This window comes from Vibrio sp. NH-7 (assembly GCF_053643215.1).
In genome coordinates, this window is the sequence record NZ_CM132187.1 from 359,472 (window position 1) to 382,201 (window position 22,730).

A 22,730-nucleotide genomic window follows, 5' to 3' on the forward strand; every position below is an offset into this window, starting at 1 on the left:
TGCCTTAAAGCAGGCGTTTGCGCTGACTTGAAGGGGCAATGCCGAGTGATTCACGATATTTCGCTATTGTTCGTCTAGCGACCTGAATCCCTTGGTCAGCGAGTAGAGCTGCAATCTTGCTGTCACTCAGTGGCTTGGCACTGTTTTCGGCAGCAACCAGCTTTTTAATCAAAGCGCGAATTGCAGTGGATGAACATTCTCCGCCGTTGTCAGTACTAACATGACTGGAGAAAAAGTACTTCAATTCAAAAATACCACGCGGGGTGTGCATGAATTTCTGCGTTGTTACCCGTGAAATGGTTGACTCATGCATGTCGACATCAAGTGCAACATCATTGAGCACCATTGGCTTCATGGCTTCTTCTCCATACTCGAAGAAATCCCGTTGATGTTCAACAATACACTTAGCAACTTTGAGCAACGTCTCGTTTCTGCTTTCTAGGCTCTTAATTAGCCATTTCGCCTCTTGCAAATTGCTGCGGATGTACTGGCTATCGGCACTATTGCCTTTGCCTAGCGCTGCATATTGCTGATTTACCTTCAGTTTTGGTACCGAATCTGGATTAATTGTGACTACCCATTTACCGTGATCTTTAAAGACTGAGACATCGGGAATAACATACTCTGCATGTTCGGTGGTGATGCGACTTCCTGGTCTCGGGTCCAATTGTTGGATTAGCTTGAGGGTTTCTCTGAGCTCTGCTTCTTTAAGCTTAGTTTCCTTAATGATCAGTTTGTAGTCACGATTGCCAAGTTGATCTATATGGTTAGTCAGGACTAACTTTGCTTCTGATAGCCAAGGTGTATCTTCTGGGAAAGTGGCAAGTTGAAGTAGCAGGCAATCTTGTAGGTTTAGTGAAGCGACACCTAATGGGTCAAACTGCTGAATGCGCTTACGAACGGCTTCGATTTCTTCAATTTCAATTTCTTCGTTATCAAAGCTTTCGAGAATATCTTGGCTAGAGACTGTTAGATAACCGTAATCATCTACAGCATCGATAATGGCCATGGCAATGGTACGGTCCGTATCACTGAATGGAGTTAGGTCAAGCTGCCAAGTTAAGTAATCATGCAGCGACTCTGTTGTCTCACCTTGATAAACGGGAGCGTCATCATCTAAGGCGATGCCTGTGCTTCCGGTGTTGGCGCTGTAGACATCTTCCCATGTTGTATCGATTTCAAGTTCAGAGCTGATTTCCGATTTCTCGATGAGCTCTGAACTGTCTTTTACGTCTGGTTCTGCGACATCAACGATGGGTTCTTTGTCCTCATTACTGCCTTTATCCTCGGCAATTGTAGCGTCATCCCCTGACTCCTCGACTTCGAGAAGAGGATTGGAATCGAGCGCTTCTTGAATCTCTTGTTGAAGGTCTAGCGTTGACAACTGCAACAAACGAATCGCTTGCTGTAGCTGAGGTGTCATCGCTAACTGCTGTCCTAGCTTGAGTTGTAATGAGGGTTTCATTCAGTATTATTTGCCTTAAATGCTATAGAATCTTGCCGTTCTTCACTTTAATCATAGACGGAATTGTTCGCCGAGATAAACTTGTTTTACTTGTTCATTATTGAGAACTTCATCCGGTGACCCTTCGGCAATTAAGTGTCCTTGGCTAACGATGTAAGCTTTTTCACAAACATCTAGCGTCTCGCGAACGTTATGGTCAGTGATTAACACTCCGAGTCCGCGATCGCGAAGATGTTCAATGATCTTCTTGATATCGATAACCGAAATCGGGTCGACGCCTGCAAAGGGTTCATCAAGCAATATAAATTTTGGGTTTGCGGCCAGTGCTCGAGCAATTTCAACTCGGCGACGTTCGCCCCCTGATAATGCCATACCTGCACTTTGACGAATGTGCTGGATGTGGAATTCTTCTAGTAGGTCTTCCAATTTATCTTGGCGCTCTTCTCGAGTAAGCTCTTTGCGGGTCTCTAGAACAGCCATGATGTTGTCTTGAACTGACAGCTTACGGAATATAGAGGCTTCTTGCGGAAGGTAGCCAATCCCCATACGGGAACGGCTATGCATAGGCAAAACGCTGATATCTTGATCATCGATGTAAATGGCACCTTCATCACGCGCAACTAAGCCGACAATCATGTAAAACGAAGTGGTTTTTCCCGCGCCATTTGGGCCAAGTAAACCGACAATCTGCCCGGATTTGACCTGCAAGCTAACGTCTGAGACGACCTTTCTGTTCTTGTAGCTTTTCGCTAAGTGCTCTGCTTTGAGTAACGCCATAACTATTCTTGTACTGCTTGAGGTTGTAGGACAGTGGAGACGCGATCGCCTTTTGACTGGCCATCCGCAATGAGTTTCTGTGAAGAAATATGGTAGCGAATCTGATTACCGCGAATGGTACTGTCATCTTGAGACAGCATGGCTTTTTTACGCATGGTTAACTGATCTTTGGCTAAGCTGTACTCTAGCTCTTCGGCTTCACCATACAGGGTTTTTCCGTCGTCAGTAAGCTGCGAAAATGTCGCGAGTTTGCCAAAACCATCAATACTTTCAATCGACCCATCGTTTGGATTACGGGTAACAACGATCTTGTCAGCGTTGATGTTAATGCTGCCTTGCTTGAGCTTTACGTCACCGAGAAAGGTGACTTTGTTGCTCTGCATGTCTAGCTGCTGGCTGTCTGAGTCAATATAAACCGGCTGCTGTTGGTCAGTCGACAGCGCCATTGCTGGGCCTGATAAGACTAAGCAAGAAATAAGACTAAGGTGTGAGAGTTTCATATCTACCTTGTACGCTCTTATAAAGGGTTGCATCATGATCGGCAAAATTGCCTTTCATTGCTTGCCCTACGGTTTCAAACTGAGGGCCATTGATGATGATTTGATCATCTGCCCAAAAATCTCTGTTGTCGAGTTGGATGTTCATACTGTTGGTAGACAGTGTATCGAATCCCGATTCAGGAAGTAGGTTTTTTACAACGACATCGGTCGAAAGTGTCAGAATATGTTTTTTATTCAAAACGCCTGTCTGAGCGGTGATTTCCCACTCTTGGAACAAACCTTCTTTATACACCTTGAGTACAGGCTTCTCAAAAACGGTATCGCCAGTTTTGGCGTAATGATCCAAGCTTTGTGAGGTAATCACGTAGCTTCGTACGCCGCTTTCAGTATAAGACGTATTGGTTAACGACTGACCACTGAACATTGGCTGTTCTAAATCAGGACTAACTTGAGGTGCTTGTTGGCTTTGTCGGTCAAAGTAGTAATAGGCCGACCAACAGAGAGCAAAACCAAGAATCAGGTAGCTGATACGAGATAGACTCATATACTTAAACCTTTGTGCACATCCAACTCGTCACGCGCTTGCAAAATCAGGTCACACACTTCGCGCACGGCACCGTGCCCACCTTTGATCGCCGTGACGTAATTGGCTCGTTTTCTAAGTAATGGGTGACCATCTGCGACGCAGACTTTTAACGCCACCTTTTCCATTACTGGCCAATCAATAAGATCATCGCCGATATAACCGGTTTGGTCCGGAGAAATATTCAGCTTGTCACAAATATCTTGATACGCTTGCACTTTATCGTCTTGACCTTGATAGATCAGGGAAACGCCAAGGGCTTTCATGCGGTTCTCGACAATTTGCGACTGACGCCCTGTGATGATAGCAATCTCAATACCTGCATTCATTAGCGATTTTACCCCATAGCCATCGCGGGTATGGAAGGTCTTGAGTTCTTCTCCGTCGTTACCCATGTAGATGAGGCCATCAGAGAAAACACCGTCAACATCACAAATCAGCAGTTTGATCTGTTTGGCAATCGTTAGAATGTTTTGTTCCACAGGTTGATACAGAGTTTCTACCCATTGTGTCATTACATCACTCCTGCTTTTAACATGTCGTGCATATTGAGTGCGCCGACGACTTTGCCTTGGTCGCAGAGAATCAGGCCATTGATGCTTTTTGCTTGCATTAAGTTTAACCCTTCTGCTGCCAACATATTAGGAGAAGCGACAGTTGGATTTGCTGTCATAACATCGCCAATCGATGCAGTATGAATGTCAACGCGTTTGTCTAAGATTCGGCGCAAGTCGCCATCGGTAAAGATACCTAGCAATTGCTGGTGGTCATCGACGACCGCAGTCATGCCTAAGCCTTTTTGGCTGATCTCAAGCAGTGCTTCCCTTACGAGAGCTGTAGGCCTAACTAGAGGTAGGTTCTCACCTGAGTGCATGATATCGGCGAGCTTCAACAATAGCTTGCGACCTAACGCGCCACCAGGGTGGGAGAGTGCAAAATCTTCTGCGGTAAAACCACGCGCTTGCATCAGTGCCATCGCAAGTGCATCGCCCATCACTATAGTCGCTGTTGTGCTTGATGTTGGTGCGAGCTGAATTGGGCAGGCTTCTTTCGGAACGGTAATCTGAAGATGGAGATCCGAAAGCTTTGCCATATTTGATTGTGGCTTGCCAGTCATACTGATGATTTTGATGTTCAATCTTTTTAAGACTGGGAATAACCCCAAGATTTCTGATGACTCCCCCGAGTTTGAGATTGCCAACACGATGTCACCCGGCTTAATCATACCTAGGTCGCCATGGGCTGCTTCGCCAGGATGAACAAAGAAAGAGGGCGTCCCTGTACTTGCTAGGGTAGCAGCGATCTTATTGCCAACGTGGCCAGATTTCCCCATCCCCATGACGACCACTTTGCCCTCTTTGTTGGACAAAATCAGTTCACACGCTTGGATAAACTCATCGTTGAAATATTGGTCAAGTTGCTCTAAGGCCTCTATCTCAGTTTTTAATACATCTAAAGCAGCAGAACGGTAATCAAACATCGCAAACTCCAAGGAAACGGTCATTAAGCGGTCATATTAAGAATCAAATAAGCTTGGTAGGCGATAAAGGTACAGAACAATACGCCACCTTCAATGCGATTAATGCTTCGCGATTTGCCCAGCGCCATGACAACGAGTAATAGAGAAACGCCGAGCATAACCCAGAAATCGCGTCCCATCGCGTAATCACTTAAGATGGATGGGTTTAAAATACCAGGGATGCCCATTACGGCGAGAATATTAAACACGTTGGAGCCAATAATGTTACCAACCGCCATATCGTCTTCCCCTTTCATCACTCCAGCAAGAGAAGCTGCAAGCTCTGGCAGGCTGGTGCCGACGGCGATAATGGTTAAGCCAATCACCAGATCGCTCATGCCAAAGTACTGAGCAATGATAACGGCGTTGTCGACTAGTACGTCTGCCGCTAGAGGAAGAATAATTAGACCGATGACTACCCACATGGCCGCTTTCCCGTTACTCACACCATCAGGCACTTCTGACTCTTGTTCTTCGAGTAGCGCGTCCGACGTGCCAGCGGCTTTTTCTTTTTGGCTGATGCGAAGCATTGTAATAATAAAAGCGGCAAATAGAACAAATAACAGAATGCCTTCGTAAAAACCTAGGTGGCTATCCCAAAGTAAAATACCGGAAAGAATGGTCACTCCGATCATTAAAGGAAGTTCTCGGCGCAGCACGGCAGAGCTGATCGAAAGAGGTTTGATGAGCGCAGTAATACCCAGAATCAACGCTATATTCGCGATGTTTGAACCCAGTACATTCCCAACAGCCGTATCTGTTTTGCCATCGAGTGCGGCGGTAGCAGAAACCATCATTTCTGGAGCAGATGAGCCCATCGCAAGGATTGTCATACCAATCACCAAAGGTGAAATGCCGACGTTACGCGCTAGTGCTGCGGCGCCAAATACCAGTTTGTCTGCACTCCAGACTAAAAACACTAATCCTATGATGAGAAACGCGACCGCTTCAAACATGATGCTTCCTAATTAATATACAAACGAGAGAATTTAACCGTTAATTTTGACGGTTTGGTTTATAAAAGGGAAGCAGTTCATTCAATTAATTGTTAAGCAATGATTCACATTTCGTGCTTAAGTTAGATTGACGTCTAAACCGATGCCTCGGTTTGAATCAATGACTTTTAATTGAACAGTGCTTTTAATTCAATTTGAATGTGCTTATGATTGCCCATTCTAGCGACTTAATATGAGTATGTGATGACATCAGAAGACTTGGTAACGGTCAATAAAATTACGTTTACCCGAGGTAATCGTAAGATATTTGATGACGTTAGCCTTCGAGTACCAAAGGGAAAAGTGACGGCGATTATGGGGCCTTCCGGTATCGGTAAGACTACCTTGTTGCGTCTGATTGGCGGCCAAATATCCCCTGAGAGTGGCGAGATTTGGTTTGATGGCGATAACATTCCATCATTAAGTCGTAAGCAGCTTTACTCCGCTCGAAAAAAAATGAGCATGCTATTTCAATCAGGTGCTTTGTTCACCGATCTGACGGTCTTTGACAATGTCGCTTTTCCACTGCGCGAACACACGCAACTTTCTGAAGAACTGATTCGAACATTAGTGCTTTTAAAGCTAGAAGCGGTGGGGTTGCGAGGTGCTGCTCAGCTAATGCCGAGCGAGCTTTCTGGAGGGATGGCTCGAAGAGCGGCGTTAGCCAGAGCCATCGCCCTTGACCCCGATTTAATCATGTTTGATGAGCCTTTTGTTGGCCAAGACCCGATTACCATGGGCGTCTTAGTTGAGCTTATTCGTAATCTGAACCAAGCACTAGGAGTCACATCGATTGTCGTTTCGCATGATGTTCCAGAAGTCATGAGTATCGCTGATTGGGTCTACATTCTTGCTAACGGTAAAGTGATTGCCAAGGGGACGCCACAGGAGTTGCGTGACAACCCTGATCCTCAAGTGCAACAGTTTTTGCAAGGCGACGCTGATGGACCTGTTCCATTTCGTTATCCCGCTGAGCCAATCATGCAGGAGCTATTTCAATGATGGCACATCTTACTGATTTTGTTGCTTCCACTGGCCGCAGAGCGCTCTCTGTCATTGCTTCGTTTGGCCGAGCCAGTTTAATGCTATTTGGCGCCTTGGCGTCCCGTCCTCAACCGATAGCAAATCTCCCTCTATTGATTAAGCAGCTTTACAGTGTTGGCGTACAATCGCTGCTGATTATTGTCCTCTCTGGTTTGTTTATCGGTATGGTCTTGAGCCTTCAGGGCTACGTTATTTTGATTGATTTCGGCGCTGAAGGGGCATTAGGGCAAATGGTCGCGCTCTCATTACTGCGAGAGCTAGGACCGGTTGTGACAGCACTGTTGTTTGCTGGACGCGCAGGTTCCGCTTTGACCGCTGAAATTGGTCTTATGAAAGCCACAGAGCAACTTTCGAGTATGGAAATGATGGCGGTTGACCCACTGAAACGGGTGATTGCACCACGTTTTTGGGCGGGTGTCATTTCGATGCCTTTGCTTGCGATGATCTTTATGGCAGTAGGGATCTGGGGTGGACAGTTGGTTGGTGTTGACTGGAAAGGGATCGATCACGGCAGCTTTTGGGCTGCGATGCAATCATCGGTTGAACTTGGACAAGACATTGGCAACAGCATGATCAAGAGCCTAGTATTTGCGATTACGGTGACTTGGATTGCTCTATTTAACGGATACGATGCGATTCCGACCTCGGAAGGTATAAGCCGAGCGACAACTCGCACAGTGGTACACTCTTCACTTGCAGTACTGGGATTAGACTTTGTACTGACAGCATTGATGTTTGGGAACTAAACATGCAGCAAACACGAAAAACTGAATTATGGGTTGGTAGTTTTGTCCTTGCCGGAATTTGCGCAATTCTGGTAATGATTTTTCAAGTCGCTGACGTTAAGGGATTTGGCTCCAGCGATACTTACACGCTCAAGGCTGAGTTTGACAATATCGGCAGCTTAAAAGTTCGCTCGCCAGTTAAAGTCGGCGGCGTTGTTGTTGGGCGAGTAACGGACATTGGCTTGAATACGGATTCATTGCTCCCTGTGGTAAGCATGGCGATTAACGCGAAATACGATCAGTTTTCAGAAACGTCCAGCGTAAAGATTTTGACCTCAGGTCTGATTGGTGAGCAGTACATTGGATTGACTCCGGGTTTTGTCTTTGAAGATGAACAGATGCTGGTGGATGGCGATTTCATCGAGGACACCAAGTCCGCTATTGTACTCGAAGATTTGATTGGCCAAGTGCTGTATAGCGTTGGCGGTGACTCAGCAAGCGAATAGGGAACCAGTTATGTTGAAAAAGTTAGTACTCACTTTTATTGGTATTGTTTTCGCGTCCAATGTCATGGCAGCTGAAATCGATAAAACGCAGCCATACCAAATGATGAAGCAAGTGGCTGAAGTAGCATTCGCGCGCTTGAAAGCAGAGCAGCCGAAAGTTCAGCAAGACCCAGACTATCTAAAGGTGATCGTTGAAGAAGAGATGATGCCTTACGTCAATGAGCAATACGCTGCATTGAAGTTGCTAGGTCCCAACTTGAAAGGGGCGAAGCGAGAGGATGTTGCGACATTTATCCACTCTTTCCGCGCTTATCTGGTGACGTCTTACGCGCAAGTCTTGACGCAATATACCGATCAAGAGGTTGCCTTTGAACCAGAGCCTAAGCTTGATGCAAGTAAAAGTATTACTGGTATTAAAGTAGAGATCATCGACTCGCCTCGCCCGAACATCAAATTGGAGTTCAAACTTCGAAAGGATAAGAAAACCGGTGAGTGGAAAGCATTCGATATGATTGCTGAGGGTATTAGCTTGCTCTCAAGTAAGCAATCGGAGTGGAGCAGCAAGTTGCGTCAAGATGGCATTCTAGTGGTGGCTGAAGAACTCGAGCAATTGGCGAAGCAACCTATTCGTTTTGAGAGCCAGCAGCAATGAGCCAGCAGCAATGGCGATGTATCGCGGAAGACAGCTATGTGCTATCAGGCGCACTTGATAGAGAGTCTGTGCCACTGCTCTGGGAACAGTTGAAACAGTGGGATGTCACGGCAAATGAAATTGAGCTCTCATTGGAGCAAGTAAAACGTGTCGATTCTGCTGGAATGGTGATGTTAATTCACCTATTAGAGCATGCAAAAAAACAAAACTGTCATATAATGCTCAGCTTCGTGCCAAAACAACTGAAAACCTTATTTCAGTTAAGTAATGTCGAACAACATCTCGACGGGCATTTAAAGAATTAAACAGGGGTGAATTGTGGATAGCGCAAAAGTACAACAGATTTTAGAACAAGCTCTAAACCTAGAAGAGATCATGGTTAAAGGTGAAGGAAGCCATTACGAAGTGATTGCTGTTGATGCTAGTTTCGATGGAATGAGCCGCGTTAAGAAACAACAACTCATTTATGCACCGCTGATGGAATATATCCAAAGAAACGACATTCACGCAGTCTCTATTAAAGCTTTCACTCCTGATGAGTGGGCTCGTGATAAGAAGTTGATGTCACTGTAAGGTTTAGTAATGGAAAAGTTTCGTGTAACGGGGTCTAAACAGCCTCTCGTCGGTGAAGTCACCATTTCAGGTGCAAAAAACGCAGCACTGCCGATTTTATTTGCTTCGATTTTGGCGGAAGAGCCAGTTGAAGTGGCAAACGTACCTCACCTTCGTGATATTGATACCACGATGGAACTGCTTAAGCGTTTAGGTGCCAAAGTTGAGCGTAACGGCTCTGTGCATGTCGATGCGGGCAGTATCAATGAGTACTGCGCGCCTTATGACCTAGTAAAAACCATGCGTGCATCCATTTGGGCGCTTGGACCTCTAGTCGCTCGTTTTGGCCAAGGTCAGGTTTCTCTACCTGGCGGTTGTGCGATTGGAGCACGTCCGGTTGATCTTCATATCCATGGGTTAGAGCAGCTTGGTGCCACCATTACACTTGAAGATGGCTATGTGAAGGCGAATGTTGATGGTCGCTTAAAAGGCGCTCACATCGTGATGGATAAAGTCAGCGTGGGTGCGACGATTACCATTATGTGTGCAGCAACGCTTGCTGAGGGTAAGACAACGCTGGACAACGCCGCTCGCGAGCCTGAAATCGTCGATACCGCTGACTTTTTGAATAAACTTGGGGCAAAGATCTCTGGTGCTGGCACTGATACGATTACGATTGAAGGCGTTGAGAAACTTGGTGGCGGCAAGCATGCTGTGGTTGCTGACCGCATCGAAACGGGTACGTTCCTTGTTGCTGCCGCTGTATCTGGCGGTAAAGTGGTATGTCGCAACACCAGTGCGCACCTTCTAGAAGCGGCACTTGCTAAGCTAGAAGAGGCTGGAGCTCTTGTCGAAACAGGTGAAGACTGGATCTCTGTCGACATGACAGGTCGAGAACTCAAAGCTGTGACGATTCGTACGGCGCCACACCCAGGTTTCCCAACGGACATGCAGGCGCAATTTACGCTATTGAACATGATGGCTAAAGGTGGCGGTGTCATTACCGAGACTATCTTCGAGAACCGCTTTATGCACGTCCCTGAGCTGATGCGCATGGGCGCGAAAGCTGAAATTGAAGGCAACACCGTGATTTGTGGCGATGTTGAAGAGCTGAGCGGTGCACAAGTGATGGCGACAGACCTACGTGCATCTGCAAGCTTAGTGATTGCAGGTTGTATCGCAAGCGGCGAAACCATTGTTGATCGTATTTACCACATTGATCGTGGCTACGACAAAATTGAAGATAAGTTGTCTGCGTTGGGAGCGAAGATTGAGAGATTTCGTGATTAATCCTCTCTTCAGCTAACATTTGTAAGCCGAAACGTCAGTTTCGGCTTTTTTATGAGCCATAGATCAGTTAGAGTCTGTTCAAATTATTTTGATTCACTGTGTTCTTGGAGAACCACAATGATTGCACTACTACGTGTATTAGCTGTTGCGATTTTTGCAGTCGTAATGTTTGTGTTTGGTTGCGGCTACTGCTTACTTAGCCCTCGCAATCCTAAGCATGTTTTCACTTTTGGTCGCCTTTTCGGCAAGATGTCTCGTATCTTTGGTATCAAGTTGGAGCTTCGATTGCCAGAAGACGCTTATCAGCGTGGTCAGCATATTTACATTGCCAACCACCAAAATAACTGGGACCTCTTTACAGTTTCCTCAGCGGTTACTCCTAAAGTGGTCACCGTTGGTAAAAAGAGTCTCGCTTGGATGCCTTTGTTTGGTCAGCTGTACTGGTTGACGGGGAATATTCTGATTGACCGTGCTAATCGCTCGAAGGCGAAAGGGACGATTGATCAAGTTGTTGACCAAATGAAACAAAGTGACGTGTCAGTATGGATGTTCCCTGAAGGCACGCGTTCACGCGGTCGTGGGTTACTGCCGTTCAAAACAGGCGCTTTCCACGCAGCCATCGGTGCTCAATTGCCAATTATTCCTATTGTATGTAGTTCAACGGGTGGCATTAAGTTAAACCGTTGGAACAATGGCCACGTGATTGTAGAAATGCTTCCACCGGTTTCGGTTGAATCGCATGGTAAGGAGAGTGTTCGTGACCTCGCCAATACATGCCGTGAACAGATGAAGGCCAAGCTAGAAGAGCTCGACAATGAAGTGGCGATGCTTAATCAGCAAGAAGGTGTAAAAGCTTAATAGAGAGCACTCAGAGCGTTAGAATTGAGCCAGTTGTGGTAACACAGCTGGCTTTTTTGTATCTGTGCATAAAGGCTTCTTGAGCGCGTATGACAAGGCTTATTAATTAGCGTCATACTCGCGGGAAAGGTTTGATGGCGCAGAGACGATGGAATTTGCAACCACAATGGTATTTGTGTGGCATCTCAACTTGTTGATACTCGAATTGATAAATTGGAGATAGGGTAGTGGATGGCGATCTTAGGCAAAAGGAGGTGAGATTGTGGCAATAAAAAAAGCCAAGTCTTTCGACTTGGCTTTAAAAAGTGGCTCCTCCTGCTGGGCTCGAACCAGCGACCTGCGGATTAACAGTCCGTCGCTCTACCAACTGAGCTAAGGAGGAATTATTCTTTTTATAATCTTTCTAAAGAGAAAGAATGGTGCCGACTACCGGAATCGAACTGGTGACCTACTGATTACAAGTCAGTTGCTCTACCTACTGAGCTAAGTCGGCACACTAAATGTGGCTCCTCCTGCTGGGCTCGAACCAGCGACCTGCGGATTAACAGTCCGTCGCTCTACCAACTGAGCTAAGGAGGAATTATTCATTGTGAAAAGAAATGGTGCCGACTACCGGAATCGAACTGGTGACCTACTGATTACAAGTCAGTTGCTCTACCTACTGAGCTAAGTCGGCGCATTTATTTCTTTTCACTGCTGTTGTCTAGCTAAGACACCAACAAGTAAATTGTGGTGCCCGGAGGCGGAATCGAACCACCGACACGAGGATTTTCAATCCTCTGCTCTACCGACTGAGCTATCCGGGCGACGAGGTGTATTAAAAGGCTTTTCGTGTTTCAGGTCAACATTAAAATGCAAAAAAAATATCGTTTGTTGTTTTTCTATACTTAATGGGCTGTTTTTGTCCATTTTGGATAAGAAATGTATAGAAGGCCAGTACGCTTAGGCTATGTCTTATCTGCGTTTGGGGGATTTAGAAAGTAAAAAAGCACGCATTTGAGCGTGCTTTTGTAGGATTGGGCCGATAACTAGTGCTTAACAGTAAATTTGCTGAGCCAGTTTTCAAGCTCATTGGCCAGTTTCGCTAAGCTTTGAGTGCTGTTGTGACTCTCTGTTACCACACCACTTAATTGCGTGCCGCTCTCTTCGATCATGTTAATACGTTGAGAGATATCGTCACTCACTTGGGTTTGCTCTGCTGCTGCTGTCGCAATTTGGTGGCTCATTTGAGAAATCGATTCTAATGCAACCACGATTTGCTGTAGTGCTTCTGAGGCATTTTGAGACTCTTCAACCGTACTCTCACTGGTTTCCGCACACACTTCCATTGTTTGGATGGCATTTCGTGAGCCTTCCTGCAAGTTGGTGATCATCTGTTGAATCTCTTTGGTGCTATCTTGAGTGCGTCCTGCGAGATTACGTACTTCGTCTGCAACAACGGCAAAACCTCGGCCTTGTTCGCCAGCTCGAGCTGCTTCGATGGCTGCATTCAAAGCAAGAAGGTTGGTTTGCTCAGCAATATCACCGATCACGTCGAGAACTTTCACTATATTATTGACGTCGTTATCTAGGTCGGCGACGGCACGACTTGCAGCGCCCAACTGACCTGCTAACCCTTGAATATTGTCGACAGTGTTGTGAATCAATTGCTGCGTATGCTGAGACTGTTTATCTGCTTCATCGGTGTTTTTCGCTGTGTCGCTTGCAGAGTCTGCAACATTGTTAGCGGATGATGCCATCTCCGTCATTGCTGTGGCGATCATCTCTGTTGACTGCTGCTGAGAGTCCGTGAGCTGAGCGATGCTTGCCGCTCGTTCTTCCACATTCGCCAGCTCACCACGAAGAGCGTGCATTGAGCCGTCTAGATTTTCGACCAACTGCGCCAGCGATTGACTCATTTGCTGCACTGCTTCATAGATACTGCCTGATGGTGCTTTTTCGTTGAATGACGTCTGAATGTGTCCATTAGCCACATCTTGAACTGCTTTACGGACATCTTGAGGCTCACCACCAAGCAGAGCAAGCATTCGGCGAATGGAAACGATCAGTGCGGCTAAGATTGAACCCGCAATCAAAAGACATAGCATGAGCTGCCATTGCGCCGTTGACCAGAAGCGAGCGTTTACTTCGTTGAAACCAATACCCGTACCAACAACCCAGCCCCAATGAGGTGTTCGCTCGGCAATCGAGAGTTTTTCTTCAATCGAGCCATCAGCCAATTTTTGTGTCCAAGTATATTCAACGATCTTGCCAGAGCTGCGCCCTAAAACATCAAGGATTAATTGGCCAACACTGTTGCCGTTGCCATCCTTGAAGTCATGGAAACTTGTGCCATGAAGTTGCGGATCTAGCGGCGTCGCAACGAAAGTCATTTTATCATCGGCAACATACACGTACTCGTTGTCTTTGTAGATGTTGTTGCGCAGCAGTCTAGTGGCAAGCGCTTTGGCTTCATCTTCTGCCAAGGTGCCTTCGACTGCCATTTTCTCCACTTCAGTAAGGATGCTGTACGCACTTTTGAACAGCTCCGTTACACGCGCTTTGTTATCCAGATTACTGGCGACACGTAACGTCCATAAACCCGTTGCAGTTAAAGCGAGTAAAGCGATCAAGATAATTCCTGATAATAAATAAGCTTGTGTCTTTAGTTTCATAAAATCAGCTCACAAATAAGTCATTTTTATATTTATTACAGTTACACGTCGACCTGTAACACAACCTTCATATTAGTGTAGAAGATAAGAAGCTAATAGCAGACAGGGTTCAAACTATGATTGAGATTAAATTTTAAGTGTAAAATAAGTTCTTTTTAAGAAAGCTAGTGCATAGCAATCCAATTGTTTAAGTTAACGCAAGTGCCATTACGCTCGAAGGCGATAGAGGTAAGGTTTTTTTAAAGAGACCAGAGAACTGAGGACATCAGAAATGAAAAAAGCCAAGTCTTTCGACTTGGCTTCTTAAAGTGGCTCCTCCTGCTGGGCTCGAACCAGCGACCTGCGGATTAACAGTCCGTCGCTCTACCAACTGAGCTAAGGAGGAACTATTCTGTTTGTGTCTTGCTATTACTAAGCAAGCGCACCAAATAATGGTGCCTCGAGGCGGAATCGAACCACCGACACGAGGATTTTCAATCCTCTGCTCTACCGACTGAGCTATCGAGGCAAAAGAATGGTGCCGACTACCGGAATCGAACTGGTGACCTACTGATTACAAGTCAGTTGCTCTACCTACTGAGCTAAGTCGGCACACTGTATTCTTTGTGCTTTTGTCCGTGTTATAACGTTTTATTAAGACACCAACAAATCAAATTGTGGTGCCCGGAGGCGGAATCGAACCACCGACACGAGGATTTTCAATCCTCTGCTCTACCGACTGAGCTATCCGGGCGACGGAGCGCTATTAAACGGATTTTCGGTCTTGCCGTCAACAGGTTTTTAGAAAAAAAATCAAAAAAGTGCTTAAGTGTCGATTATTTAGTCGTTTTGACTGGTTATGTTTTCCCTGAGTTAAAATCTTTTTTGAATTTGGTGACTTTTTCTAAGTATCGGCGCGCTTCGGCATTTGGGTGCTTTTTCGTGAGCGCCCAATAGACCTGATTGGGTTGCAATGAGTTCAAGTCCCGCATTGCTCGTTTTCTATCACTGCGATTAAAGGTGTTTAGCACGCCCCCCGTCCCCCCGTTGTACGCTGAGATCATGCTGTACTCGAGTGAAAGTGGGTGATTGACGTCTTTCAAATAGCGGTTTTTCAAAATGTAGAAGTAAGCGGTACCAGTATCTATGTTGTTTTCAGGGTTAAATAAATACTCTGGAGTTGGCTCCCCCGACTTTTTCTTTACGAGCTTAAACACATCTTTACCCGCTGTCTTAGGGACAACTTGCATCAAGCCATAGGCATTGGCCCAACTGACCGCGTAAGGGTTAAAGCTGCTCTCAGTTTTAATGATGGCGTAAATTAGATCTTCGGGGATGTCGTACTTACGAGAAGCGCGCTGAACAATGTCTGCGTATTTATAACTGCGAATCTCGAACTGTTCTTCCACCATAGGAATTTCGACATAGTAGGCTTTCTTAAAGTCGACATCTTTGACCTTGAGATGATTGGCGATCAGATAATCGGCAAATCGATTGGCTCGCCAAGACCACTGAATGGGTTGTTTATCTTGATCAACCACTTGTCGATAAAGAAAGGGCTGGCCCTCGAGGGTGATCTCTTTAGAAGAGAACAGATCAACGTTGGCTGGGTCGTCTGGTGTTAGGAGTGTGGTGATGATGGCATTTTTTAAATGCCCTTTTGGGTCGGTCGGAGAGACGGTCTCTACCGTGATCAACCCTTTATCGAAGTTCACCTCTGAGCGGCTCAAATAATTGTCGATGTACTTAACGTAGTTACTTTTGCCCGCAAACTTGATTTCATTCCGTCCCCAGCGTTTTTCAATGTTGCCTGAAAAACTATTGATTAGGGCGTCAAGGGCATCGGTATCTTTCGCGAATTGACCAGGTAGCCCCGCTAGGTTTTTTGCAAAACGGTTGGTCGGTTCGTAATTGACGTCATACATGCTTTCGACAAATTCTCGGCTGCAGCCGGTCAAGGTCATTGCCAGAGCAAAGTAGGCTAACTTCTTCATAATTCTCCTAAAAAAAGACATCAATGCAATGCAGTGATGTCTTTTCGTTGATCGTTACGCTTCGGTGAGTTTTTACTCACTCGGTGGCGTATAACCCTCGATGTGAACCTCTTTGCCTTCAAATAAGAAGCTGACCATCTCTGCTTCAAGCAGTTTACGATGCTCAGGATCCATCATGTTGAGTTTCTTTTCATTGATCAGCATGGTCTGTTTGTGTTGCCACTCAGCCCAAGCTTCTCTTGAAATGTTGTCGAAAATACGTTTGCCCAGTTCACCTGGATAAAGTTGAAAGTCTAGACCGTCAGCTTCTTTCTGCAGTCGAGCACAAAATACGGTGCGGCTCATAACGATTCCTTAAATAGATTAATGTTGAAGCTCAAAGGGTAAGCTTTCCAGCAATTGTTTGACTGGTGCGGCTAAACCGATCTCTTCAGGTTGGGATAAGTTATACCAAAGACCTTTGCCTGCTTCCATTACCAGATTAGGTTGGTTTGATAAGTCTACCAAAATTGGGGTGATGTCGAGGTGGTAGTGACTGAAGGTATGACGAAAAGCGATCAGTTGGCTGGTTTGCTTGATGCTAGTTTCTAAGATGCCGCGAAGGTCCAACTGATGCTGAATATCGGCGTCACTGTGTTCTGGAAAGCAGAATAGTCCGCCCCAGATACCAGACTGCGGGCGTTGCTCTAGCCAGACTTTGCCATCGAAGTGAAGCATTACAAACCATGCCTCTTTCACGGGCTTCTCTTTTTTCGGCTTTTTACCTGGATAATCAAGCGGATTACCTTGCTGTTTGGCAACGCACATTGATTCGACTGGGCACAAGGTACACTTGGGCTTGCTGCGCGTGCACACCATTGCGCCCATGTCCATCATGGCTTGATTGTATTTATCGACGTCCACATCGGGCGTGTGCGCCTCTGCGTAGTGCCACAATTGATTTTCAACTTTCTTTTGTCCGGGCCAACCTTTTACAGCAAAGCTGCGCGCTAAGGTTCGCTTAACGTTTCCATCTAATATGGCGTGTGGTTGTTTATAGACTGAGGAAAGAATCGCTGCGGCTGTGGAACGTCCAATACCGGGTAGCGCATTCATCTCTTCTATGTTGAGCGGAAACTCTCCTCCATATTGTTCCGCGACCACTCTCGCGGCTTTATGTAGGTTACGAGCTCGCGCGTAATAGCCCAGTCCCGTCCAAAGATGGAGAACTTCATCTTGCTCAGCGTTGGCTAAATCGATAACCGTTGGGAATCGCTCTAGAAAACGTTGGTAATAGGGGATGACGGTAGCAACTTGAGTTTGTTGCAACATGATTTCAGACAGCCAAACGCTATATGCGGTTTTATCTTGCTGCCAAGGTAGGCTTTTACGGCCATAGTTTTCATACCACTCTAGGATGGCACTAGCGAATGGAGTCACGACTTGCTCTGTTTATTTTGTTATCGAATCTGACAAAATTGCATCATAGTTTGTAGGTAAAGTACAACCGACAAACAGTAAGGGTATACTTTCCAGCAGGGATAAGAGTGGAATTCGCTAAAAAACTTGCACCAGTGGCAATTCTTTGGATAATCACAATCCCTTTGAGTCGAGACCAAATTTTAAACAGGCAAAATCATGAGTGAAGTGACCACTAACGAGTACAACGAAGACGGTAAACTGATACGCAAAATTCGCAGCTTTGTTCGCCGCGAAGGTCGTTTGACCAAAGGTCAAGAAAACGCGATGAATGAGTGTTGGCCAACCATGGGTATTGATTACCAAGAAAAGCTTCTTGATTGGAAAGAAGTGTTTGGCAACGATAATCCTGTCGTTCTCGAGATTGGTTTTGGTATGGGCGCTTCGCTGGTTGAAATGGCGAAGAATGCACCAGAAAAGAACTTTATCGGCATCGAAGTACACAGCCCTGGCGTGGGCGCGTGTCTGTCTGACGCTCGCGAGGCAGGTATAACTAACCTACGCGTTATGTGTCACGATGCGGTAGAAGTGTTTGAGCACATGATCCCTGATAGCAGCCTAGCAACGCTGCAACTCTTCTTCCCTGACCCATGGCACAAGAAGCGCCACCACAAGCGTCGTATTGTTCAGCTCGACTTCGCTGAAATGGTTCGCCAAAAACTGATTAATGGTGAAGGTATTTTCCATATGGCGACAGACTGGGAAAACTACGCAGAGCACATGATCGAAGTGATGAATCAAGCGCCTGGTTTTGAGAACATCGCGGAGGATGGTGATTACATTCCTCGCCCTGATGAGCGCCCGCTAACAAAATTTGAAGCGCGCGGTCACCGTTTGGGGCACGGTGTTTGGGATATTAAATACAAGCGCGTAAAATAGCCTCGCGCAGGTTACTCTGCTAACCGCTCAACAAACAACGAGAAAGCCAACATTCCACGATGTTGGCTTTTTTGACCCTACAAGAAAATAATAATAACTAATTGATTTTTAAGGTTGCCATGAAACCGACAAAAGAAATTCTCACTGAAATCCTAGAAGAGGTTCGTCCTCTGATTGGGAGAGGTAAAGTTGCTGATTACATTCCGGCTCTCGCGAAAGTGCCGGCAAACAAACTGGGGATTGCGGTATTTACCAACGATGGTCAAGTGATCAAAGCTGGAGATGCTGATGAGTCTTTTTCCATTCAATCCATCTCTAAAGCGCTGAGCCTAACGCTTGCCATGTGCTTGTATAAACCGGACGAGATTTGGAGTCGAGTTGGTAAAGAACCATCGGGTCAGGCGTTTAACTCACTGATTCAGCTCGAGATGGAACAAGGCATTCCACGTAACCCGTTTATTAATGCGGGTGCGATTGTGGTGGCTGACTTGCTCAACAGCCGTTTGTCGGCGCCGCGCCAACGACTGCTTGAATTCGTTCGTCAGCTATCGGGCGATACCCATATTTGTTATGACAAAGTGGTGGCAGCTTCGGAGATGATGCACAGCGATCGCAATGCAGCGATCGCGTATCTGATGCGCTCGTTTGGTAACTTTGAAAACGATGTGATTCCGGTACTGAACAACTATTTCCACGCCTGTGCGCTCAAAATGAGCTGCGTCGATTTAGCAAAGACCTTCAGCTACTTGGCCAACAAAGGGACATCAGTGCAAACGGGTAAACCCGTAATTACGCCAATTCAAACGAAGCAGCTCAATGCATTACTGGCAACGTGTGGCCTCTATGACGGAGCGGGCGAGTTTGCGTATCGCGTGGGTATGCCGGGTAAATCAGGGGTTGGTGGGGGCATCATTGCAGTAGTTCCCGGAGAAATGACAATTGCGGTTTGGTCGCCTGAACTTGATCCTTCAGGTAACTCATTGGCAGGAACCAAAGCGTTAGAGTTGCTTGCTGAGCGAATCGGTCGTTCTATCTTCTAACCTGACACGCCTTATAAACAACGGGTTGAGGTTTGCACCTCAACCCTTTTTTGTTTTCGGGGTTATTCTTCTGCCATAAAGGCTTCGAGCAGATCGTTTAGGAACAGCTTACCTTTCTCGGTGATTTGCCAATGAGTATCGCTCTCGTCGATGTAGCCCATCTCAATTGCCCAGTTCATGGTTGCTTGAATTGCTTCAAAGCCTAAGCCTGTTGTATCAAGAAAGTCTTGCTTAGGGCAGGCTTCAAGAAGTCGGAAGCGGTTCATAAAGAACTCGAAAGGGCGATCGTCTGCTGCAACTTCCTCTTCGTTGTTCAAGTACGGTTTGACCATATTGTCGTACGCGGCGAGGTAGCCTTTAGGGTGTTTAATTTTGGTGGTGCGAACAATGCGACCATCACGAAAACTGATCTTACCGTGAGCGCCACAGCCTATGCCAAGGTAATCACCAAAGCGCCAGTAGTTGAGGTTGTGTTGGCATTGGAATCCTGGCTTGCTGTAACCGGAGATTTCGTATTGGACGTAGCCAGCGTCAGCGAGCTTTTTATGCCCAAGTTCGAAGATATCCCACAGGTCATCGTCGTCAGGCAGCGTTGGCTGTTTGTAGTAGAACAGAGTATTGGGCTCAATGGTCAGCTGATACCAAGATAGATGCGGAGGATCGAGCGCGATCGCTTTCTCAAGATCCGCAAGAGCTTGATCGACAGATTGATCCGGTAAGCCGTGCATAAGATCGAGGTTAAAGCTGTTTAAGCCAATCTGATGAGCAAGTTTGGCGGCGTTAACGGCTTCATCTTGACCGTGGATGCGTCCAAGTCGTTCTAACTTTTGTTGCTCGAAGCTCTGCACGCCCACCGAAATCCGAGTGACTCCTGCTTTTTGGTAACCAGCAAAACGTTCTGCTTCAATGGTGCCTGGGTTGGCTTCCATAGTGATCTCAATATTTGGCTTAAATGGCAGCCTTGCCTCAATACCAGAGAGCAGATCGGCAATGCCTTGTGCTGAGATTAAACTTGGCGTACCGCCGCCAATAAATATGGAATGCAGTAGACGTGGGTTGCTCTCGAGTTGATAGCGTTCAATATCGGCCTCTAAATCTTGAAGCAGAGCGGCAATGTATTCCTTCTCGGGAATCTCTGCCTTTTGAGCATGCGAGTTAAAGTCGCAATATGGGCATTTTTGTACACACCATGGGATGTGTACATAAAGGCTTAACGCTGGTGGAATTAGTTGGCTCATTACGATTACAAAGGCTGCTCAGAAAGCGTTGCAAACAGTGTTTTGAGCGCTTTACCACGATGAGAAAGTTGCTTCTTGCGTGCTGGCTCTAGTTCAGCTGAAGCGCAGTTATCTTCAGGGACAAAGAAGATTGGGTCGTAACCAAAGCCGTTATCTCCGTGAGCTTCCGTCAGAATGCGGCCTTCCCATTTACCGTGACAAACGATCGGTGTTGGATCGTTTTCATGGCGCATTAGCACCAGTACACAGTGGAAACGTGCAGTGCGTTCTGCTTCCGGTACGTCTTTCATTGCTTCAAGTAGCTTTTCTAAATTCTGTTGGTCAGTCGCACCAACACCTGCATAACGGGCAGAATAGATACCTGGTGCGCCTTTAAGGGCATCCACTTCAAGGCCAGAGTCATCCGCAATAGCGGCAAGACCGGTTTCTTTTGCTGCGTGGCGCGCTTTGATGATGGCATTTTCGATAAAGGTTGTGCCAGTCTCGGCGACTTCCGATACATTGAACTCGCTTTGAGCAACAACATTGAAGCCGAAGTCAGACAGTAGGTCAGCCATTTCACGAACTTTGCCTTGGTTGCCAGTTGCTAGCACTATCTTTTTCATGGTGGTCTCTTTCGGTTTTATCAGTGGGGAGAGTGACGCCTCTTCCCGTTAAATAGGTTTCGGTCTTAGGGTGTCCAAAAGCATTTAGATCATCACAGCCTAATTACTCTTCGACATAAAATTTTTGGGTGAACTTTAATGTGCCCGTGCCTTTATTGCCAGCATTAACATCAATTGTGAAGGTTAAGTTTTCTTCGTCGCTGATGGGAAACTCTGCTAAGTAATAAATGGCGTTCGCCTCTTTAACTTCACGGAAGGTCAGCTGACGAGTTTGACCAAGCAGGTTTTTCGCCGAGCCACTGATTTTCGCTGTAATAGCAGGCTTACCTGGTTGGTAGTTGTCGAGCACACTGATGTTGAGAAGCGCGGAGTAGCCATTGCGTTTTAGCTTATAGCTGCGCGCGACTTGCGGTGTAAGAAAGGTTGAGTTAAAAGCAGAGTAGTGCACTTCCACCTCTTTAATGGTTTTAAACTGACCTGCCCATGTCGGTAGGGCAAGCAAGCTTGCACACAGTAGGGTAATCCATTTTTTCATAGCTGCTTCTTCCTTTGTAAACAAAAAGCCATCATAAGATGGCTTTAATTTCTGCGGGGATTTGAGTGGGCGAGTTTACTCTGAGCTGTTTGTGCCGGCCGAGTTCGCCTTTTTCTATCTTGATGAATCCCTTCGCGACTTTAAATTGTTTTGCGAGGTATTTGCTCAAATGCGCATTGGCCTTGCCATCTACGGGTGGGGCAGTAATGGCGACTTTCAGTTCGTCGCCATGCAACCCGACTAACTTGTCTCTACTCGCTTTTGGTTGAATATAGAGGCGAAGAACTAAATCTTCGCCATCAAACCAAGCAACGTTAGACATTATAGTTGGAACCAGATTGGACCGATCAAATCGCCCATTAGGAAGTTTGCGAATTGAAGAGCGATGAACAGCACCAGCACGCTGAGGTCGAAACCACCCATCGCCGGAATAATGCGACGAATTGGTGCCAGCATTGGTTCAGTGAGCTGGTGGAACACGTATTCAATCGGGCTGCGACCTTGACTCACCCAGCTTAAGATGGCGCGGATCAATAGCACCCAGAACAACAGACTGCCGGCCGCTTTTAGAAGTGACAAGAAGCCCAAGAATAGAAAATCAGCACTGAATGATACTGAGCCGTTGGATGCAATAAGAATCAACGCGACAAACTTGAGTACACACAATACGTAGGCAAACAAGACGGTTGCCATATCCAAGCTTCCGATAGATGGAATGACTCGGCGCAGTGGGCCAATCACAGGTTGAGTGGCTTTGACGATAAACTGCGAAAACGGATTGTAGAAATCGGCACGGGCGGCTTGCAGCCAAATGCGTAAGATCACCACCATGATGTACAAATCAAATAGGGTGGAAATCAGAAAACTCATCGAATTCATAGG

26 protein-coding genes and 9 tRNA genes are annotated in these 22,730 nt (G+C 46.3%); 10 read left to right on the forward strand and 25 right to left on the reverse strand.

What is annotated here, in order from left to right:
- Positions 1-4 precede the first annotated feature (4 nt).
- The 7 genes from ACUALS_RS01850 to ACUALS_RS01880 are packed head-to-tail and all read right to left on the reverse strand — an operon-like array spanning position 5 to position 5,800.
- Entirely contained in the window at positions 5-1,465 is a 1,461-nt protein-coding gene (locus ACUALS_RS01850) for an RNA polymerase factor sigma-54 (RefSeq protein WP_454448737.1), read from the reverse strand.
- Positions 1,466-1,516: 51 nt separating this feature from the next.
- A complete protein-coding gene (gene lptB, locus ACUALS_RS01855) occupies positions 1,517-2,242 on the reverse strand; it encodes an LPS export ABC transporter ATP-binding protein (protein ID WP_005476256.1) in 726 nt (241 codons plus the stop codon).
- 2 nt (positions 2,243-2,244) lie between these two features.
- Entirely contained in the window at positions 2,245-2,742 is a 498-nt protein-coding gene (lptA, locus tag ACUALS_RS01860; RefSeq protein WP_038214373.1) for a lipopolysaccharide transport periplasmic protein LptA, read from the reverse strand.
- Positions 2,723-3,286, reverse strand: a complete 564-nt coding sequence (gene lptC, locus ACUALS_RS01865) for an LPS export ABC transporter periplasmic protein LptC (protein ID WP_454448738.1) — start codon at positions 3,284-3,286, stop codon at positions 2,723-2,725. Before lptC ends, lptA begins: the two co-directional genes overlap by 20 nt.
- Entirely contained in the window at positions 3,283-3,840 is a 558-nt protein-coding gene (gene kdsC / locus ACUALS_RS01870) for a 3-deoxy-manno-octulosonate-8-phosphatase KdsC (protein WP_454448739.1), read from the reverse strand. The genes lptC and kdsC overlap by 4 nt, the downstream gene beginning before the upstream one ends.
- A complete protein-coding gene (locus tag ACUALS_RS01875; protein WP_334475579.1) occupies positions 3,840-4,805 on the reverse strand; it encodes a KpsF/GutQ family sugar-phosphate isomerase in 966 nt (321 codons plus the stop codon). Before ACUALS_RS01875 ends, kdsC begins: the two co-directional genes overlap by 1 nt.
- 23 nt (positions 4,806-4,828) lie before the next feature.
- The gene (locus ACUALS_RS01880; protein ID WP_454448740.1) at positions 4,829-5,800 is read right to left on the reverse strand and encodes a calcium/sodium antiporter; all 972 of its coding nucleotides are present in this window, start codon (positions 5,798-5,800) and stop codon (positions 4,829-4,831) included.
- 243 nt (positions 5,801-6,043) lie between these two features.
- Between ACUALS_RS01880 and mlaF the strand changes: the two genes are divergently transcribed.
- From mlaF to ACUALS_RS01920, 8 genes are all read left to right on the forward strand, one after another.
- Entirely contained in the window at positions 6,044-6,841 is a 798-nt protein-coding gene (mlaF, locus tag ACUALS_RS01885) for a phospholipid ABC transporter ATP-binding protein MlaF (protein WP_005476244.1), read from the forward strand.
- Positions 6,838-7,629 carry a lipid asymmetry maintenance ABC transporter permease subunit MlaE gene (gene mlaE, locus ACUALS_RS01890; RefSeq protein ID WP_454448741.1) on the forward strand — a complete coding sequence of 264 codons (792 nt, stop codon included), beginning with the start codon at positions 6,838-6,840 and terminating at the stop codon, positions 7,627-7,629. The genes mlaF and mlaE overlap by 4 nt, the downstream gene beginning before the upstream one ends.
- Positions 7,630-7,631: 2 nt before the next feature.
- On the forward strand, positions 7,632-8,114 hold the full coding sequence (gene mlaD, locus ACUALS_RS01895; protein ID WP_454448742.1) for an outer membrane lipid asymmetry maintenance protein MlaD: 483 nt from the start codon (positions 7,632-7,634) through the stop codon (positions 8,112-8,114).
- A gap of 10 nt (positions 8,115-8,124) precedes the next feature.
- Positions 8,125-8,766, forward strand: coding sequence for a phospholipid-binding protein MlaC (gene mlaC, locus ACUALS_RS01900; protein ID WP_005476235.1), 642 nt, complete (start codon positions 8,125-8,127; stop codon positions 8,764-8,766).
- Positions 8,763-9,071 carry an STAS domain-containing protein gene (locus ACUALS_RS01905; RefSeq protein ID WP_454448743.1) on the forward strand — a complete coding sequence of 103 codons (309 nt, stop codon included), beginning with the start codon at positions 8,763-8,765 and terminating at the stop codon, positions 9,069-9,071. Before mlaC ends, ACUALS_RS01905 begins: the two co-directional genes overlap by 4 nt.
- A 13-nt stretch (positions 9,072-9,084) precedes the next feature.
- Entirely contained in the window at positions 9,085-9,339 is a 255-nt protein-coding gene (gene ibaG / locus ACUALS_RS01910) for a BolA family iron metabolism protein IbaG (RefSeq protein ID WP_005476231.1), read from the forward strand.
- A 9-nt stretch (positions 9,340-9,348) separates the two neighbouring features.
- Entirely contained in the window at positions 9,349-10,608 is a 1,260-nt protein-coding gene (gene murA / locus ACUALS_RS01915; RefSeq protein WP_039478145.1) for a UDP-N-acetylglucosamine 1-carboxyvinyltransferase, read from the forward strand.
- 117 nt (positions 10,609-10,725) lie between these two features.
- Positions 10,726-11,466, forward strand: a complete 741-nt coding sequence (locus tag ACUALS_RS01920) for a 1-acylglycerol-3-phosphate O-acyltransferase (protein ID WP_038137868.1) — start codon at positions 10,726-10,728, stop codon at positions 11,464-11,466.
- A 306-nt stretch (positions 11,467-11,772) separates the two neighbouring features.
- On the opposite strand, the gene ACUALS_RS01925 is transcribed toward ACUALS_RS01920, so the two are convergent.
- The 13 genes from ACUALS_RS01925 to mutY form a co-directional block, all read right to left on the reverse strand.
- Positions 11,773-11,848 (reverse strand) — tRNA-Asn (locus ACUALS_RS01925).
- A 35-nt stretch (positions 11,849-11,883) separates the two neighbouring features.
- Positions 11,884-11,959: transfer RNA gene (locus ACUALS_RS01930), tRNA-Thr, on the reverse strand.
- Positions 11,960-11,969: 10 nt separating this feature from the next.
- A tRNA-Asn gene (locus ACUALS_RS01935) sits at positions 11,970-12,045 on the reverse strand.
- A 21-nt stretch (positions 12,046-12,066) separates the two neighbouring features.
- Positions 12,067-12,142: transfer RNA gene (locus tag ACUALS_RS01940), tRNA-Thr, on the reverse strand.
- A gap of 54 nt (positions 12,143-12,196) precedes the next feature.
- Positions 12,197-12,272, reverse strand: a tRNA-Phe gene (locus ACUALS_RS01945).
- 222 nt (positions 12,273-12,494) lie between these two features.
- On the reverse strand, positions 12,495-14,120 hold the full coding sequence (locus tag ACUALS_RS01950; protein ID WP_454448744.1) for a methyl-accepting chemotaxis protein: 1,626 nt from the start codon (positions 14,118-14,120) through the stop codon (positions 12,495-12,497).
- A 309-nt stretch (positions 14,121-14,429) separates the two neighbouring features.
- Positions 14,430-14,505, reverse strand: a tRNA-Asn gene (locus tag ACUALS_RS01955).
- Positions 14,506-14,552: 47 nt separating this feature from the next.
- Positions 14,553-14,628 (reverse strand) — tRNA-Phe (locus tag ACUALS_RS01960).
- A 7-nt stretch (positions 14,629-14,635) separates the two neighbouring features.
- Positions 14,636-14,711 (reverse strand) — tRNA-Thr (locus tag ACUALS_RS01965).
- A 66-nt stretch (positions 14,712-14,777) separates the two neighbouring features.
- Positions 14,778-14,853 (reverse strand) — tRNA-Phe (locus ACUALS_RS01970).
- Between the two features lie 103 nt (positions 14,854-14,956).
- Positions 14,957-16,093, reverse strand: coding sequence for a membrane-bound lytic murein transglycosylase MltC (gene mltC / locus ACUALS_RS01975; RefSeq protein WP_038137863.1), 1,137 nt, complete (start codon positions 16,091-16,093; stop codon positions 14,957-14,959).
- Between the two features lie 72 nt (positions 16,094-16,165).
- Positions 16,166-16,438 carry an oxidative damage protection protein gene (locus ACUALS_RS01980; protein ID WP_454448745.1) on the reverse strand — a complete coding sequence of 91 codons (273 nt, stop codon included), beginning with the start codon at positions 16,436-16,438 and terminating at the stop codon, positions 16,166-16,168.
- 18 nt (positions 16,439-16,456) lie between these two features.
- Positions 16,457-17,512, reverse strand: a complete 1,056-nt coding sequence (gene mutY, locus ACUALS_RS01985; RefSeq protein ID WP_454448746.1) for an A/G-specific adenine glycosylase — start codon at positions 17,510-17,512, stop codon at positions 16,457-16,459.
- Between the two features lie 198 nt (positions 17,513-17,710).
- Between mutY and trmB the strand changes: the two genes are divergently transcribed.
- Both trmB and glsB read left to right on the forward strand, forming a co-directional pair.
- On the forward strand, positions 17,711-18,430 hold the full coding sequence (gene trmB / locus ACUALS_RS01990; RefSeq protein WP_454448747.1) for a tRNA (guanosine(46)-N7)-methyltransferase TrmB: 720 nt from the start codon (positions 17,711-17,713) through the stop codon (positions 18,428-18,430).
- A 119-nt stretch (positions 18,431-18,549) separates the two neighbouring features.
- The gene (gene glsB, locus ACUALS_RS01995) at positions 18,550-19,470 is read left to right on the forward strand and encodes a glutaminase B (protein WP_454448748.1); all 921 of its coding nucleotides are present in this window, start codon (positions 18,550-18,552) and stop codon (positions 19,468-19,470) included.
- Positions 19,471-19,532: 62 nt separating this feature from the next.
- Here the strand turns inward: glsB and hemW are convergent, their stop codons facing one another.
- From hemW to ACUALS_RS02020, 5 genes are all read right to left on the reverse strand, one after another.
- Complete coding sequence (gene hemW, locus ACUALS_RS02000) at positions 19,533-20,708, reverse strand: radical SAM family heme chaperone HemW (protein WP_454448749.1); 1,176 nt, start codon at positions 20,706-20,708, stop codon at positions 19,533-19,535.
- 5 nt (positions 20,709-20,713) lie between these two features.
- Positions 20,714-21,313 carry an XTP/dITP diphosphatase gene (locus ACUALS_RS02005; protein ID WP_038137848.1) on the reverse strand — a complete coding sequence of 200 codons (600 nt, stop codon included), beginning with the start codon at positions 21,311-21,313 and terminating at the stop codon, positions 20,714-20,716.
- Between the two features lie 103 nt (positions 21,314-21,416).
- A complete protein-coding gene (locus ACUALS_RS02010) occupies positions 21,417-21,848 on the reverse strand; it encodes a DUF4426 domain-containing protein (protein ID WP_005475132.1) in 432 nt (143 codons plus the stop codon).
- Positions 21,849-21,879: 31 nt separating this feature from the next.
- Entirely contained in the window at positions 21,880-22,170 is a 291-nt protein-coding gene (yggU, locus tag ACUALS_RS02015) for a DUF167 family protein YggU (RefSeq protein WP_038214408.1), read from the reverse strand.
- Complete coding sequence (locus ACUALS_RS02020; RefSeq protein ID WP_005475177.1) at positions 22,170-22,727, reverse strand: YggT family protein; 558 nt, start codon at positions 22,725-22,727, stop codon at positions 22,170-22,172. The genes yggU and ACUALS_RS02020 overlap by 1 nt, the downstream gene beginning before the upstream one ends.
- Positions 22,728-22,730 lie beyond the last annotated feature (3 nt).